This is a genomic window from Erythrobacter sp. S43 (assembly GCF_057364955.1).
On sequence record NZ_CP200285.1, the window covers coordinates 769,264 to 784,149 of the forward strand.

The window sequence follows — 14,886 nt, forward strand, 5'->3', positions numbered from 1 at the left end:
AGTATTAAAGCGAAATCATGATCCCGCGACTGGGCGATATCTTATTGTCGAGCATATCGCACCAGATCCTAGCGACGTCGTCTGAACCTGAGATGGGTTCAACTGAAATCTGATCCGCGATTGACGCGGCAATCGCTGCGCCCGCCTCGGAACCGCGTCGCCAAATCTCACCCTGACCCCATTCCGCATCGCGTTTGGCGATATGGCCAGGGGCAAAGAAGAAGGTTGGCACCGCACCGGGCAGCTCTTTGTCACGGCTACCATCTGCGTCCCAATGCGTTGCCCCGACAATGCAGCTCTCGACCATGTTATCGCCCAGCATATGATGCAGCCTATTAGTAAGCGGCCCGTCGCCGGACATATCGACCCACGCGGTGGTGAGAGCGGCATCAATTGCGCTTTCCTCGCCATACGTCACGATCTGGTCGCAGCAGCCAAGGCCTTCGACAAACTCGACATTGCGCGGCGAGGTAAGCCCGATGACCTTCTGCCCCACCTTGGGATCATTCTTGAGCAGGTGCGCAAGGCCAAAGCCTGTCTTTGAAGACACCGAGCCGATCACGACTTGCTGCGCGCCAAAGAACGCATTGTCGATCAGATAATCGTAGAGCACAAAGGAGGTTATGAAGAGCGGGAAGAGCAGACAGCGTTCGTCTTCCAAGGATTTGAGGAATTCTGGCTCTCCTTGAGTGCGCAGATATTGGTTGTAGAGCGCGGGCAGCTCGCGGCGGTGGGGGGATCCGTCCATGAAGGTATCGTCAGTGACCTTCCTAGGCTCGAGCACGACTTCGCTGGACATTGGGAAGAAGCCATAGAGGCGTTCGCCCAAGGCAATGTCATCGCTGCGCGATTCCACCACATCACCCATGGCCCAGCCCGGCACCTTGCCCCATTCGCCCGTTGCGGGGAAGTACTTCCAATAACCTATAAAATCGCCTGATACGGCATAGCTGACGTTGTTCGACGTGAGACCCATCTTGTCGATGGCGACGCGGATTTGTCCCTCTTTAAGAGGGGCTTGCTCGGCTTGAACAACCTTTGTGCGTCGCAGGTCAGCGCGGTCCACCCAGAGCTCAGTCACTGTCGTCATGGGAATTTCCTTTGATTGAATTCAAGAACGCGAGAACTTCGCGCCCATAGGCTTCTGGAATGTCTTCAAGCAGAAAGTGCGAGCCGCCTTCGAGAATGACGGGTTCATAATCGCGGGTTCCCGGGATGGCTGGACGAACGCTCCGATAACCCTTGGGTGCGACCTGATCCTTGTCCGAGTAGAGCGTCAGAAACGGCTTCTCGAAGCGCTTGAGCTTTTGCAGTGCGTGCCAGTTTTCGGTCAGCATCGGATTGTCATTGCGCGTCGGTAACATCTGGGTAAACTGGCGATTGCCGGCCAGATACCGCTTGTCCGGATAAGGCGCGGCAAAGCCCGCTACATCCTCGGGCGGCATGTCGTTCAGGGCCACGCGGCTCAGCGTTTTCCAATGCTGCCAGTTCTTCCGGAAGCGCACGTAGAGCTGAAAGCTGCGAAGCATCCCGGCACCCTTGCGCGCCATTCTTGCAATCGGCTCAGTGGGATCACGGACCGGCAGCGCAGTGTTCGACATGATAACGCTGGCGACGCGGTCCTGATGATCGGCGATAGCGCGAAGGCCAATGATACCGCCCCAGTCGTGCAGGATGAAATGCGCGTCTTTAAGGCGGAGCATTTCAAAGAGGGCCTCTTTGACCCACGCTTCATGACGGGCAATTGTATAGTCGCTCATCTGTGTAGGCTTGTCTGAACGCCCCATCCCGATGAGGTCTATGGCGATCGCGCGGTAGCCGTTTTCCACCAAGACCCGGATGAGCTTGCGCCACATAAAGCTCCAAGTCGGATTGCCGTGGATCATCACCACCACAGGGCCGTCGCGCGGTCCCTCATCGACATAGGCCATGCGCAATGTTCCGCCTTCCTGGTCGGAGACATCAACGTAATTCGCGACAAAGGGAAAATCAGCGAGCCCTTCGAAACAGGCGTCTGGCGTGCGCAAAAGGTTCATTGTGAACCGCCCACTTTCAAAAGCAGCTTGCCGTGGTTTTCACCGCGAAAGATCATGTCATAGGCGTCGGGGAAGTTTTCGATCCCCTCAACCACATGCTCGCGCATCTTTAGCCGCCCGCCCTTCCACGCGGGAACGAGCCATTCGAACGCTTCGGGAATGCGGTGCATGTAATCGCGCATGGTAAAGCCGCGAATGGTCAGGCTGTGGGTGACCACCGCCATGAAATTGGCCGGACCCCGAGCGCCTGCAAAATCGGTATATTGCGAGATTGCCCCGCACACGACGATCCGTCCTTGATACTTCATGAGGCCCAGCACCGCCTCCAAAGTCTTGCCGCCGACATTGTCGAAAAAAAGGTCGATTTCATCGGGACATGCTTCTTTGAGCGCGTCACGCATATTGCAGTTCTTGTAGTCAATCGCGTGATCAAGACCCAGCTCACTCTGCAAGTACGCGCACTTCTCCGGGCCACCTGCTATGCCAATGACCCGCGCACCAGCCGCCTTGGCAACCTGTGCAGCGATAGAGCCGACCGCGCCGGAAGCTGCGGAGACGACCACGGTTTCGCCCTCCTTTGGCTGGCCAATGTCGCTCATGCCGAAAAAGCCGGTGTAGCCGGTCATCCCAAACCCGCTGAGGAACTTTTCAGGGGGAGCAAGCGCGGTCTCAATCCGCCGTAGGTTCTCACCGCGATAAACGCCGTGTGTCTGAACGCCGGTAAAGCCTGTCACCCAATCGCCGAGCGAGAAATGATCAGACTTGCTCTCAATAACCTCGCCCACGCCAAAGGCGCGCATCACTCCGCCCGGTTTCACCGGAGGCATGTAGCTGCGCTTGTTGGTGATCCATCCGCTCATACCCGGATCAATCGAGATCGTATGGAGCGCAACCGCCACTTCGCCATCGACCAGCGGCCGCAATGGATCGCGGGTCAGCTGCCAAACGTCGCGCGCTGGGCGAGCGCCGGGATACTCCCGCATTCGGATTTGAACGGCTTCCATGTTCATCCCTTATATTGACACTTATAGTGCCATATTGCATGAAGGACGGACGCTTGGCAATTGCTTTTCGGCACTCGAAGTGTCAGCTCTTGTTTGGTTGGGAGAGAAGACATGGCGAAGAAGTTCGCATTTGGGATAGCTGCACTCATCGTTTTGGGTGTCGCAGGCGTAATCCTATTTCAAAAGCCGATTGGTGCTTGGCTCTTTCAGCGCGCGGTCGAGCAAAATGTCGGGCGCGATAGTACTTCTGAGCTTGCCGATGGCTTGCATGTCGGCCTTTGCGGGACCGGTTCTCCCATGCCAAATATTGACCGGGCTGGTCCGTGCAACATTGTAATCGCCGGCGAGCAAATGTTCATCGTCGATATTGGCGAAGGCGGTGCGCGCAACATATCTTTGATGGGCGTGAATGCGAGTGATGTTAGTGCACTTCTGCTCACCCATTTCCACTCCGACCATATCGATGGAATGGGGCCTTTGATGCTCAACCACTGGATCCGCGGGAGCAACGCCGCCCCGCTTCCCGTCTATGGCCCCGTGGGGGTTGAGGCGGTTGTTGACGGTTTCAACGCCGCGTACGCCACGGATGACACCTATCGCACGGCGCACCACGGAGAAGTGGTCGCGCCTTCGAGCGGTGGGGGCGCTGAGGCGAGGCCATTTGAAATGGAAGGCGACAGCGCCGTTATCCTTGAAGCGGACGGCCTGACCATAACGGCTTTCCGAGTTGCGCATGAGCCGATTGACCCATCAGTTGGATACAGGTTCGACTATGACGGCCGCTCGGTCTGCATCAGCGGCGACACGATCCGCTCCCCGAATCTTGAGCGTGTTTGCAAGGGCGCCGATGTGATTGTCCACGAGGCTTTGCAGCCGGCCATGGTCACGCAAATGCAAGAGGCTCTTGAAGCACAAGGCAATGCGAACACAGCCAAAGTCATGTTTGACATCAAAGACTATCACGCATCGCCCGAGGACGCGGCCAAAAGCGCGCAAGCTGCAGGTACAAAGATGCTGGTGCTGTCACATTTGGTCCCACCGCTCCCCTCCAGCTTTTTGTATCCGGCATTTCTAGGCGGCGCAGAAGACCATTTCGACGGACCGATTGTGGTGGGAGAAGACGGGATGTTGATTTCCCTTCCCGCGAATGGCGTCACAATCGAACAATCGCAATTGATGTGAAGGGCGGGCACAAATTGTACACGATCCACGGAGCTTTGGGCTCACCATACTCGATGAAAATGCGCGCGCTGATGCGCTATCGCCGGATTACGCATGTCTGGTCATCAGGCGCCTATGTCCAACAATTGGCGGCAGAAAAATCGCTCCCGCCGGTCATCCCCGTGATTGAATATCCCGATGGCAGTTTCAGAAACGATTCCACGCCCGTGCTATATGATCTGGAAGAACGGCATGCTCAGCGCAGCGTTGTTCCAACTGATCCTGCGAAGGCCTTTATCGCGCACCTTCTCGAAGACTTTGCCGACGAATGGTTGACCAAAGCGATGTTTGGATACCGCTGGCTGGAGGAAGTCGATCAACTTCAAATGAGCTGCTGGCTTACCTTCGATGCACTAAAAGGCGGTGGACTTGACGCAAGTCAGGGCATGGCCAAGATGTTCCGTGACCGCCAAGTTGGACGAATGGCAATCGTGGGTTGCACGGCCGCAAACTTCCCACTGATCGAAGATTCTACTCGCCGTGTGATGCAGGCGCTCGAAGATCATGTCGTCAACGAACATTGGCTGTTTGGTACGCGTCCTTCGCTTGCAGAGATCAGCATCTTTGGCCAAATCTCACAGCTGGGCGTCGACCCCACCGCGCAAGCCATGATGCGCAAAGATTTCCCCTACGCATTTCGCTGGCTCCTCCACGTTGACGATGCGTCGGGGATCGATGGCGAATGGGACGAAGAAGGCGCCCTATTAAAGCCAGTGGTGGAGACACTGCTCGCCGAAGTGGGACGGGTTTATGTGCCCTTCCTCCTCGCCAATGAAGCCGCCATGCAGGCTGGCGAAGAAACCTTCCAGATCGAAGTGGATGGCATGCCTTACGAGCAGGGGACGTTCAAATATCAGCTCAAGTGCCTGGCCGATTTGCGCGGCCGATATGAAGGGCTGGAGCAAGGGACACGCCTTGCGGTCGACCCCATTTTGGACGCAGCAGGTTTGAGGTCTCTATTCCAATGAAACACATTCTCGAACGACTCTTCCCGGCGCACTTCGACAATGTCTATCGCGGCAACAGAATCGCCTTGTGGGTTTTTTACCCGCTGACAGCGATGACTCTGTGGCGCAGTCAGCACCATATCTTCGCGCCCGATGGCGGCGCGCAGAGCATCGCAACCATTCCGCTCGACACCTACACACAAGGCGGCGCGCAGGGCATAGTCTCGATCTTTGCCTTGTGGGGCTTGGCTCAGCTCGCGATGGGGCTGGTGATGCTACTTGCCGCGATCCGCTATAAGTCGATGATCCCGCTATTGTGGGTCTTCATTTTCCTAGAATATGGCGGGCGCAAGCTCGTTGGCATCCATAAGCCGCTTGAAACCGTTGGCACCGCGCCGGGGGCGACGGCCGCCAATATCTTCCCGATTATCGCTTTGGTCATGCTGGTCTTGGCGCTCTGGCCGGAGAAGAAGGCCGATTAGGAGCCTGATTGGCTAACCAGCACCATCGCTGTGTTGGCAACCTGCGCCCCCGCATTCTGGTTCTGACCGGTCACGAAGCGTTTCTCATCATCGACGACGACGTGGTTGGCGAACATATCCCTGAACGCGTTCTGCGATTCAAACAGAGCGCCTGCTTTGCGGAGCTCGGTTTCCGGGTGATAGGGCGTGATTTCGATGCCCAGCTCTTTGACCTGTTTGTCCGTAACCCCGGTCATCCGGCGGCCCGCGATCAACAAGTTGCCTTCATCGTCGAGCGCGCGGACAAATCCCAATGGGCCGTGACAAACGCCTGCAAGGATTGGTCTATGGTCAGCGTAATAGGCTTCGCTCACCAAGTTTGCCAAAGCCTCTGACTCGGGAAAGTCATAAGCAGGGCCCCAGCCTCCGGCTAGGAAGATCACGTCGTATTCTGATACATTGACTGCGCTGATCGGGATCGAGTTTTGAGCCTTTGCCTGGAACTGAGCATCCTCGAGGAAACGCTCATCGGCATCGGTTTTTATCATGTAGAGAAAGCTCTGCGGGTCGATCGGGACTTCGCCGCCGCTAATGCTTGCGATATCGACCTGCATCCCTCCTGCAACAAACTCATAATAGGGTTCCGTCATCTCCGACCCAAACACGCCTGTCGGATCGCCCCCCGTTTCTCCGGGCTTGTTGAGCGTGTCATGACTCGTCGTGATGATAAGCGCACGCTTGCCGGTCAACTCAACCTCGACGCCTTCGTATTCTGGATGCAAGCCGGCCGCGTTGAGGATCGATGGCAAAGCCAATGCGAGGCCCGCGATCAAGAAAAGCGGAATGCCAGCAAACAGAGCAAGCTTCTTCATTTCATGTTGCTCCAGCTACCCGAGGGGACGCGCTTTGGCTCGAATGTTGAGCTGCCCCTCAAGGCCGGCCGAACGGTGCACTGCAATCTTCTGATATTCGGACGATGTCATCATGGTGCGGAAAGCTTCGAGGGAGGGATATTCGACCAAGGCAACCATGTCCCAGTTCTCCTCGACCTCGCCAAGCAAAAGACCCGTAACTTCGCCTGCAAAGCCCGGTGTTCCGCCCACATCAGCAATACATTTCCCAACTGCTGCGCCGTAGATTGCATAAGCCTCAGCGCCCGATAGATCAGTCTCGCGGCCATCGGGGTATTCGGCCCGCCTTTTGAATTTAAGCAGGTTGACCATCACGAAGGGGCCGTCTTCTCCCGAACCGAAAAACTCCTTCATCTGCTCTTGCGATGGTATCGTCTGGTTCACGACCTGCATGCGCTTACTCCATATTATTGCACTATTAGTGTCAATATATAATGCGGGCGGCGATGTCTAGATTGAGGGTGACCTAATCTGACGGAGGAGGTCGCTGCGTATCAACCAGCCGGAACCCGATATGGTCGGTGCCAAGATCACGCTCCTGGAATTGGCGCGCGGCCGGTCTGTATCGCGCACAGTAATTTGCGGCACACAGGAATGACCCGCCCTTGATCACATTGATCGCTTCGCCAGAGCCTGCGCTGCTGGTCGTCCATTCCCAGACATTGCCGATCATATCGTGGAGGCCATAGGCGTTGGCTTCAAAGCACCCCACCGGTGCGCGCGAGGTGTAGCCGTCATCGCCCAAGTCTTTGGCGGGAAAGACCCCTTGGTAATAATTGGCCTGAGGCTGGCCCGCTGCATCAACGGGTTCAGGCAATGTCTCAGCCCCTGCCCTTGCCGCATATTCCCATTGCTCTTCACTCGGCAGGGTCATGCCAGCCCATTCAGCATAGGCGAGCGCATCGGCATAGGTGACTTGCACCACCGGGTCATTGTCACGTCCTTCTATGGTGCTTTTGCCGGCGGAAGGAGAGCGCCACTGCGCCCCCGCGCCCCATGCCCACCAATTGGGATTGTCAGGTGTGGGCACACGGAAAACTGCCGAACCAGGCTCAAGCATTTCGGGCGGAGCGCCAGGAAGTTGAGGCGGCTGTTGCTCGGCCTGTGTGATATATCCCGTCTCAGTCACAAACTCAGCAAATTGCGCATTAGTGACTTCGGTTTGGGACATCCAAAACCCGGCGACAGTAACCTCTCGTGGCGGCCCTTCTTCGCGGTACTTGGGGTTTTCGCCCATGGTGAAGGTGCCACCTTCAACCCAGATCATTTGAGCGTCGGCAATTCCTTCGCACTGCTCTTTGTGAACAATTGTCGCCTGCTCGTCTTGCCCCACAGAGCAAGCGGCGAGAAGCATCGCCGCGAGGACCCATGTCCAACGCATAGCTATCGGGGGGTTCTGCTGATTACGTCTCGCACCAGCTGCTTTATCGCCTCAACCGCCTCGCTGAATGACAGGTGCTCATCTTCTCGCAACATACGAAAAGTATCGAAGCTCAATGCCACGAGAATTGCGCGCCCAGCAGCCGTGTCCGTGTGCAGATTGCTCGGCAGAATCGAATTTAGGCGCGCTTTTTCATTGTCGTGCAGCCTTTGAAAGTTCTCTTTCAGAAACTTGGATTGCCCGCGGGCAGCAGTGGTCGAGATGCGGAAAGGGGAAACCGCCTCGCCCACTTCGCAGCGGCGCTCAACCAATTCCATCAGGCGTTCCTGCCAATCATCTGACGTATAAGGTGCCTCAATGATCGGCCGATAGGCTTTGACGAGGATCGCATCAATTTCACGGTAAATGGCGTCCTTGTCGTCGAAATGACGGAAGAGCGACCTCAGACCGACCCCTGCTTTTTTCGCGATATTGGCAGTGCTGGGGCTCACCTCACCGGCCTCAATGAGATCCATGGCCGCCTGCACAATCTTTGCGCGGCTCGCCTGACTGCGAGCCCGGCGACCATCGCTTTCGGGCGTTTCGGATTTCAGCGCGTCAACAATTGCAATATTGGATCGAGCCATGGGCTTCCCTGTGTGTTCGGCCTGTCTGTTTGGGGCATTCAGTGGCACTCATTGCGCCACAACTCCAGCCTCTTTGCAACGCCTGCGAATTTCAGCGGCAATAAGCCACAAGCGATCCTGACCCCAGACGCATAAGTCTTCGTATCCCTCGCCACCGCTAAGTCGATAGCTTGGCACGCCCCACAGGCCGAGCTCTTCGGTCATCTCCAACTGATTGCGCGCGGTCTCTTCTTTCCATCTGTCACTGCCCAGATGTTTGCGCGCTTCGTTCCAGTCGAGGCCAGCCTGTTCAACCGCCTTTTTGAGGCCCGCCTTGCGATGCAAAGCAACCCCTTGGCGAAAGGCCAAATCGAGCGCCGCCGATAGCAGATGCGTATCGCGCCCTTGCCCGCGCGCCCATGGAAGGAGCGAGTAAATTTGCCGCGTAGGTTCCCCAATTGGGGTCATCACCGGACCGAAACCCACACCGAGATGCTCCGCCTCTCGCTTGGTATCGAACATGATGTAGAGGCCCTTGGCGCGCGTCGCTGGCACACCGCGCATGATCATCGGCAAAACGGGCTTGTGGTTGAGCGCAATGCCGCATTCGCGCGCCATCGCGATCGTCTTGTCATAGATGATGGATGTGTAGGGCGAATTGAGCGAAGGATAGAAATCGAGCGTCAGACCAGAGGCCTCCACGCCGGCCACATCAATGTCCGGACGCGGGCAAATAAGGGGCAGTGATGGATCGCGGCAAAGGCCGAGGTCTCGCAGGCGTTCTTCGAGGTAGAAAAGCCGGTCAACTCCCCAATACCATTCACCGCCATAGTAGAACATGGCCCCTGAATAGTGGCCCAGCTCGACCAAACGCGCACTGCCAGCATCGAGCGCGTCTTTGGCGGGCACACCACCCTCGCTTACCGGCAATTCTGATGGCTTGGTGAGCCCATAATGCGGCGCGATCAGCTCCGCATCGCGGCGCGCCCATGTGCTCAGTTTTTCCAGCTCCGGTTGGTTCTTTCCGCCGCTTGCGCGCACCTCGTGGCGGATAAGTTCAACGTCATAACGCTCAGCAAAACGGTCCAACACCTGCTCAGCCAGATGCGAATAGGGATCATCATATTGGTGGAAGTATTCAACGCGGTGTGGCGCGCCATCCTTTGCCCGCAGCTTTTCCGCTTTTGCACGAGCCTTTGCGCGATTTTCGGGCACAATCACCCGGTCGAACATCCGCCGCATTAGGTGACGCAGCACAGCAGGCGGATCGGTCATCATCCGCCCGTTTGGGTTATTGTCGGGCTCAGGCTTTAGAGGCATTGGCCCTCCGCTTTTGGACCAAGCCAATCACGCCTACACCCGCAATGGCAATCAATGCCAAGAGCATACCCACCATCAGCCGCACCTGTACAAAGGTGATTGTCGGTCGGGTAATGAACACTTCCGTATGCGCGAGCGAAGCGGTCTTAAAGGCATTGCCTTCGAGCATTTTCTCATCGGCAATCATATCAAGAAGATCACGCAAAGAGCGGTAGCGCACCACCGCCACCCGGTCGATCTCATCACCATATTTGCCGAGCATCAGCCCAGCGCGCTCACTCACAAAAACCGGGTGCCCCCCGCGTTCAAGCAGCAATGGCACAACGATCGCGGCATATTCCGCCTCTGCTTCAAGCGCCTCTGCGCCCTCGGCGCGCGTTTCCAGATTGACGGCGTAGAACTCTTTGCCGTCATCATTAGGCAGCATAGCGCGCAGGTTGCGGCTCATGCTTCCTTCCGGAGTATCCTCCAGCTTCACGCCGTGAAGCTGCTCGATCTCAGCCAGCATTTCCAAGCCCTCTTCCTCAGAAATCGGGTCGCCATTGCCGCCGTACCAGATCCAGAAGCTGGCATAGAGAACGCCAATAACCCCAAGCCAAATCCATTTTTCGCGGTTCATTTGTCTCACCTCTTAGTTCGGCGAATACACATACTCGTCGCCCGGCTCGAACTGCTCGGCCAGCGTCTTGTCGATCATTATTGGCGAGTCTGTCACCGACGGATAGAGCGCGGGTGTGCGATCCTTGTGGTGCGCATCAAGTAATGTCTGAAGCTCGGCAAGCTTCTCCGGTCGCTCCTGCGCGAGATTGCGTCGCTCGGTCGGATCATTGGCGAGATCGAACAGCCATTTCTTATTAAGACGACCGCTCACCTGCAATTTCCAGTCACCTGCACGCACGACCTTTGCATGTCCGCTTTGCCAGAAAAGAGCGTTGTCTGGTCGATCAACCGAGCCATTGCCGCGCGCAAGGGGCAGGATATTGATCCCGTCGATGGCGACCCCTTCGGGTAGTCGCGCCCCGGCAACCGAGGCAAGGGTTGGCATGACATCAATATGCGCGACCGGCGTATCAATGCGAGTGCCAGCAGCAATCTGCCCTGGCCATCTAAGCAGCATCGGAACCCGGATGCCCCCTTCGAACATGGTAATCTTCCAACCGCGATAGGGAGCGTTGATTTCAGGCAGGCCGACATAGCCCGCCCCGCCATTGTCGCTCGACAGCACGATCATCGTGCTGTCTGCGAGCCCTTCCCGCTCAAGCTTATCCATGATCCTGCCGACGCTGCGATCAAGCGCACGGATCATAGCCGCATAGACCCGTAGGCGATGGTCGGAGATGTGAGACAAGGCGTCGTAGTCGGCCTTGGTGGCCTGCAGCGGCGTGTGCGGCGCCCAATGCGCCAGATACAGAAAGAACGGCCGGTTCCGGTTCGCTTCGATCACTTTGAGTGTCTCGTCAGTCCAATAGTCCGTCAGATAGCCACCGGGCTCGAAATGCTCGCCGCCGTTGAATGAGGTGGAATATGTCATCGAGGCCCAGAGAAAATGATCGATCGGATCAAATTCAAGCTTGGCATTGACCACGTCAGGATCATCGTCGGGTAAAAACTTGCCGCTTCGCATCAACAAGCTCTCATCAAAGCCTTGATCATTCGGTAGGGAACCTGCCGAAGTGCCCAGATGCCACTTGCCGATATGGACAGTGTGATAGCCTCGTTCTTTCAGCGTTTCGGCAATGGTCACTTCGCTCGAAGGCAAGCCCTGATCCTCATATGGCGGCTTCGCATCGTCTAGCTCTGCGTCGTAGAACGATGGCGGCAAATCACTGCGGATCGTTTCGCTAACCATTTGCACGACAGGGGCGAGATCCCGAGGGGGTCGGAGTGAACTCAAACCCAGTCCTTGTGGGGTATCGCCCCGTCATCAGCATTGCGCGTGAGGGCGCGCAGGTTGCGTGCCCGGAATAAGCCTGGTTGAAGATCGCGCCTTCTGCCGCCAGTCGATCGATATTGGGCGTCGGGACTGAGCCTCCGGCGACGCCTCCGCCGAAGGTTGAAAGGTCATTGATGCCCAAATCATCGAGGAGGATAAAAACGATGTTGGGCGGGCGGTCAGCAGACGGCTGCGCTGCCTCAGCAGGCCCCTGCGCCCACTCGACTGGCCGGTTCTCGGCGACTGGGACTTGGTTTGCCTGATAGCGAACGTAGGCAAGGATGAGCGAGGTCCGATTGAGATAAGCCAGAGTTCCCAATACGGCTGCGACAACCGCAATTCCCGCGACCCATTTTTGCCATCTCTTCATCAGTTGACCTTAGCTTAGTGAAAACGAAGAAGGGGCGGCCACATGCTGCCGCCCCTCCCATTTTGACCGGAGTGGAGATAAGGTCAAAATTCACCCCTCAGGGTAACGCCGTACATGCGCGGTTCTTGCGCAATGAAAGCTGACCGCGAGCCGCTGCGAAGCGCGGTGTTAAAAGTTACGCCGCGTGCGGTTTCATCAGTCAGATTGGTCGCCCAAGCTTCAATCGCCCATCCGGTTTCGGCATGCTTAAGGCCCGCACGGAGGTTCACAGTGGTGTAACCGTCCTGAACATCAAAAGGCAGAAGCGGTGTTTGACCAAGGGCCGCCGCGTTGGGAGGCGTCGCGCGTCCTTGCGTTGACGTCCGACTGTCGCTGACTGTGCGGACCTGACCGTTCACGAAGAAATCGAGCGTGTCTGAGAGCGGCACTTCATAATTCGCCCCCACAATCGCGACGATATCAGGCGCGTTGGTAAGCGAGAATCCGCAAAGGTTCTGAACTGAAAGCGCATCGGCCGCCGTCGCACAATCGGCAGGATAACGCGCATCTGTGTAGGCCAGCGACGTATTGATCGTAAGCCCGTCGGTTGGGCGCAATACCGATTCCAATTCAAAACCAGTGCTCTTGGCTTTCGGCACATTGAAGCTCTGAAACTGGGTTCCTGTGAACTCGAGCACCTGAAAATTGCTGAATTCTTCATAGAAAATAGCAAGGTTGGCGGTGATGCCACCATCAAGGAAGCGCCCCTTCAAACCCACTTCATATGCATCGACTTCTTCTGACTCGAATGTCGGATCAGAGGCATTCACGCCAGCCGTTGCGTCAAGGTTGATACCGCCCGATTTATATCCGTGCGTGAAGCTGGCATAGACGTTGACGGTGTCGAACTCGTACCCAAGCTTGGCGGTGTAGATCAGTTCATCATCGTCAAAGTTGGCCGTGAATGTCCGCGGCAGTGGCAAGGCCACCGACTGCGGCAGGTTCGCAGGCGCTGTAAGCGGAAAGCACCCCAGACCGATGACCGGGCCGACCAATGCAGGTGGAATCGCCCCTACTGCTGCCCGCGCTGCGAGCGAGGTGCAGACCGGATTGGTGTTGGATGGCTGCGCGAAGAAACCGTCTTTGCTTTCATCGGAATAGCGAAGGCCTAGGGTGAGATCGAGCCGATCCGTGACGGAAAAAACATTGTGCGTGAAGACAGAGAAACTCTCAGCCGATTGCCCAAACTGATTGTTTGAGATCGCGGCGCCCGGATCGAAGCCGCCGGACAAAGCGCGCAAAGGATTGGCGCCAAACATGCCGCCGGTTGGGCCAAACAATGTAGCGCCCACAAGCGCATCATAATCCTGGCCCAACGCCAAAATGCTGTCGCCCAAAATGTCTTCGTCAGAGTAGAACGCGCCCACAAGCCAGTCGAGACGACCGCCAAAGGCATCGCCCTGAAGACGCAGTTCATGCGTCATCGTATCGATGGTCGTTGTATTCCTGACGACATTGAAAACATCGAGCGCGGAGAAGTCGGAATCGAACGCCTCGTTCGCTTCATACTCGCGATAAGAACCGATGTAGATCAGATCGACATTGCTGCTGATCGGCACTTCGATCTCGCCGGTGACACCCCAGTTCTCGACATCCGCACTGGGGGTGCGGCTCAATGAAACAACCCGGTTGTCGAGAGCTTGCCGCGCAGTCGTGTTGTCAGTGGCAATGGTTGCGACCGTTGGCGATGCCATGCCGCCACGTGGTCCCAAGCCAACGAAGTTGAACAGTCCTGCTGTCTCAATGGGAGACTGCAACAGCTCGATCGCGCCGCAGCACGAACTGGTGTCTTTCGAATAATCGGCGATCAAGCGGCCTTCGATACCACTATCTGTAGCGAAGCCGATTTGGCCGCGCACCAAATAGCGGTCGACATCATTAGTCTTGCCATTCTCCGCACCGTTTGCATCAACCGCAGTGATGAAACCGTCACGCTCACGGTACGCACCCGTCAGCCGCAGAGCGACAGAATCCTCGACCACAGGGACATTGATCGCGCCTTGCAGGCTGATCTGGTCAAAATTGCCGTAGCTTGCGTTCACAAATCCGCCGAACTCACCAAGATCGGGGCGACGATAGATGACGTTGAGCGCGCCTGCCGAGGTGTTGCGGCCAAACAGCGTTCCTTGTGGGCCGCGCAGGACCTCGACACGCTCCACGTCGACAAATTCAGACAAGGCCACGCCGGGACGGGACTGATAGGCCCCGTCGATGAAAACGCCCACCGCGCTTTCAAAACCGATATTGTTCGATGTTGTACCGACGCCGCGAATACGCAGCACCACGCCGTTTGAGGCAGCCTGCGCGCGCGAAACGTTGAAGCTGGGCGCAACACTGCCAAGGTCGGTTACATCGTCAACCGCCTGCGCTTCGAGCTGAGCGGTACCAACAGCTGTCACCGCTATGGGAATGTCCTGCACATCCTGCGCGCGGCGGGTTGCTGTCACGATAATGACGCTGTCATCAGCTTCGAGCGCTTGAGCACCGTCACCCTGCTCGTCCTGAGCCATTACCGGAGAGGCGGCGAGGCCCCATCCCAGTGCGGCTATCACTGCCGTTTTAGATCCACTACGACAAAGCGTGCTCAGCTGAATGCGTGCCACAATACCTCTCCCATATATCAGCATCTATCGTGCCATAATATATTGGCATATATAG

Annotated in this window: 15 protein-coding genes; 3 read left to right on the plus strand and 12 right to left on the minus strand. The window is 56.9% G+C overall.

The genetic code is table 11. The annotated features are described in order from the left end of the window. Positions 1-4: 4 nt before the first annotated feature. The 3 genes from AC0V6K_RS03760 to AC0V6K_RS03770 are packed head-to-tail and all read right to left on the minus strand — an operon-like array spanning position 5 to position 3,040. Positions 5-1,090 (minus strand): DUF2855 family protein, encoded by a 1,086-nt coding sequence (locus AC0V6K_RS03760; protein ID WP_472624933.1) that lies wholly within the window; start codon positions 1,088-1,090, stop codon positions 5-7. Beyond that, the gene (locus AC0V6K_RS03765) at positions 1,074-2,036 is read right to left on the minus strand and encodes a haloalkane dehalogenase (protein WP_472624935.1); all 963 of its coding nucleotides are present in this window, start codon (positions 2,034-2,036) and stop codon (positions 1,074-1,076) included. The genes AC0V6K_RS03760 and AC0V6K_RS03765 overlap by 17 nt, the downstream gene beginning before the upstream one ends. Next, the gene (locus AC0V6K_RS03770; protein WP_472624937.1) at positions 2,033-3,040 is read right to left on the minus strand and encodes an NADP-dependent oxidoreductase; all 1,008 of its coding nucleotides are present in this window, start codon (positions 3,038-3,040) and stop codon (positions 2,033-2,035) included. The genes AC0V6K_RS03765 and AC0V6K_RS03770 overlap by 4 nt, the downstream gene beginning before the upstream one ends. Positions 3,041-3,151: 111 nt before the next feature. Here AC0V6K_RS03770 and AC0V6K_RS03775 point away from each other — a divergent pair, with 111 nt between their 5' ends. The 3 genes from AC0V6K_RS03775 to AC0V6K_RS03785 are packed head-to-tail and all read left to right on the plus strand — an operon-like array spanning position 3,152 to position 5,690. Then, a complete protein-coding gene (locus AC0V6K_RS03775; protein ID WP_472624939.1) occupies positions 3,152-4,222 on the plus strand; it encodes an MBL fold metallo-hydrolase in 1,071 nt (356 codons plus the stop codon). A 14-nt stretch (positions 4,223-4,236) separates the two neighbouring features. Then, on the plus strand, positions 4,237-5,229 hold the full coding sequence (locus AC0V6K_RS03780) for a glutathione S-transferase N-terminal domain-containing protein (RefSeq protein ID WP_486172556.1): 993 nt from the start codon (positions 4,237-4,239) through the stop codon (positions 5,227-5,229). Beyond that, positions 5,226-5,690 (plus strand): hypothetical protein, encoded by a 465-nt coding sequence (locus AC0V6K_RS03785; RefSeq protein ID WP_472624943.1) that lies wholly within the window; start codon positions 5,226-5,228, stop codon positions 5,688-5,690. Before AC0V6K_RS03780 ends, AC0V6K_RS03785 begins: the two co-directional genes overlap by 4 nt. Here the strand turns inward: AC0V6K_RS03785 and AC0V6K_RS03790 are convergent. The 9 genes from AC0V6K_RS03790 to AC0V6K_RS03830 all read right to left on the minus strand — a co-directional run bounded on the left by AC0V6K_RS03790 (position 5,687) and on the right by AC0V6K_RS03830 (position 14,831). After that, complete coding sequence (locus AC0V6K_RS03790) at positions 5,687-6,541, minus strand: type 1 glutamine amidotransferase domain-containing protein (RefSeq protein ID WP_472624945.1); 855 nt, start codon at positions 6,539-6,541, stop codon at positions 5,687-5,689. The genes AC0V6K_RS03785 and AC0V6K_RS03790 overlap by 4 nt on opposite strands. Before the next feature lie 15 nt (positions 6,542-6,556). Further along, on the minus strand, positions 6,557-6,973 hold the full coding sequence (locus tag AC0V6K_RS03795) for a DUF1330 domain-containing protein (RefSeq protein ID WP_472624947.1): 417 nt from the start codon (positions 6,971-6,973) through the stop codon (positions 6,557-6,559). 73 nt (positions 6,974-7,046) lie between these two features. Further along, the gene (locus AC0V6K_RS03800; protein ID WP_472624949.1) at positions 7,047-7,961 is read right to left on the minus strand and encodes a formylglycine-generating enzyme family protein; all 915 of its coding nucleotides are present in this window, start codon (positions 7,959-7,961) and stop codon (positions 7,047-7,049) included. A gap of 2 nt (positions 7,962-7,963) precedes the next feature. Then, positions 7,964-8,587 (minus strand): TetR/AcrR family transcriptional regulator, encoded by a 624-nt coding sequence (locus AC0V6K_RS03805; RefSeq protein WP_472624951.1) that lies wholly within the window; start codon positions 8,585-8,587, stop codon positions 7,964-7,966. A gap of 48 nt (positions 8,588-8,635) precedes the next feature. Next, positions 8,636-9,886 carry a DsbA family protein gene (locus AC0V6K_RS03810; RefSeq protein WP_472624953.1) on the minus strand — a complete coding sequence of 417 codons (1,251 nt, stop codon included), beginning with the start codon at positions 9,884-9,886 and terminating at the stop codon, positions 8,636-8,638. Continuing rightward, the gene (locus tag AC0V6K_RS03815) at positions 9,870-10,505 is read right to left on the minus strand and encodes a hypothetical protein (RefSeq protein WP_472624955.1); all 636 of its coding nucleotides are present in this window, start codon (positions 10,503-10,505) and stop codon (positions 9,870-9,872) included. Before AC0V6K_RS03815 ends, AC0V6K_RS03810 begins: the two co-directional genes overlap by 17 nt. A gap of 12 nt (positions 10,506-10,517) precedes the next feature. Next, positions 10,518-11,735 (minus strand): sulfatase-like hydrolase/transferase, encoded by a 1,218-nt coding sequence (locus AC0V6K_RS03820; RefSeq protein WP_472626010.1) that lies wholly within the window; start codon positions 11,733-11,735, stop codon positions 10,518-10,520. Then, positions 11,728-12,189, minus strand: a complete 462-nt coding sequence (locus AC0V6K_RS03825) for a sulfatase family protein (RefSeq protein WP_472624957.1) — start codon at positions 12,187-12,189, stop codon at positions 11,728-11,730. The genes AC0V6K_RS03820 and AC0V6K_RS03825 overlap by 8 nt, the downstream gene beginning before the upstream one ends. An 83-nt stretch (positions 12,190-12,272) precedes the next feature. Next, positions 12,273-14,831 carry a TonB-dependent receptor gene (locus AC0V6K_RS03830; protein ID WP_472624959.1) on the minus strand — a complete coding sequence of 853 codons (2,559 nt, stop codon included), beginning with the start codon at positions 14,829-14,831 and terminating at the stop codon, positions 12,273-12,275. Positions 14,832-14,886 lie beyond the last annotated feature (55 nt).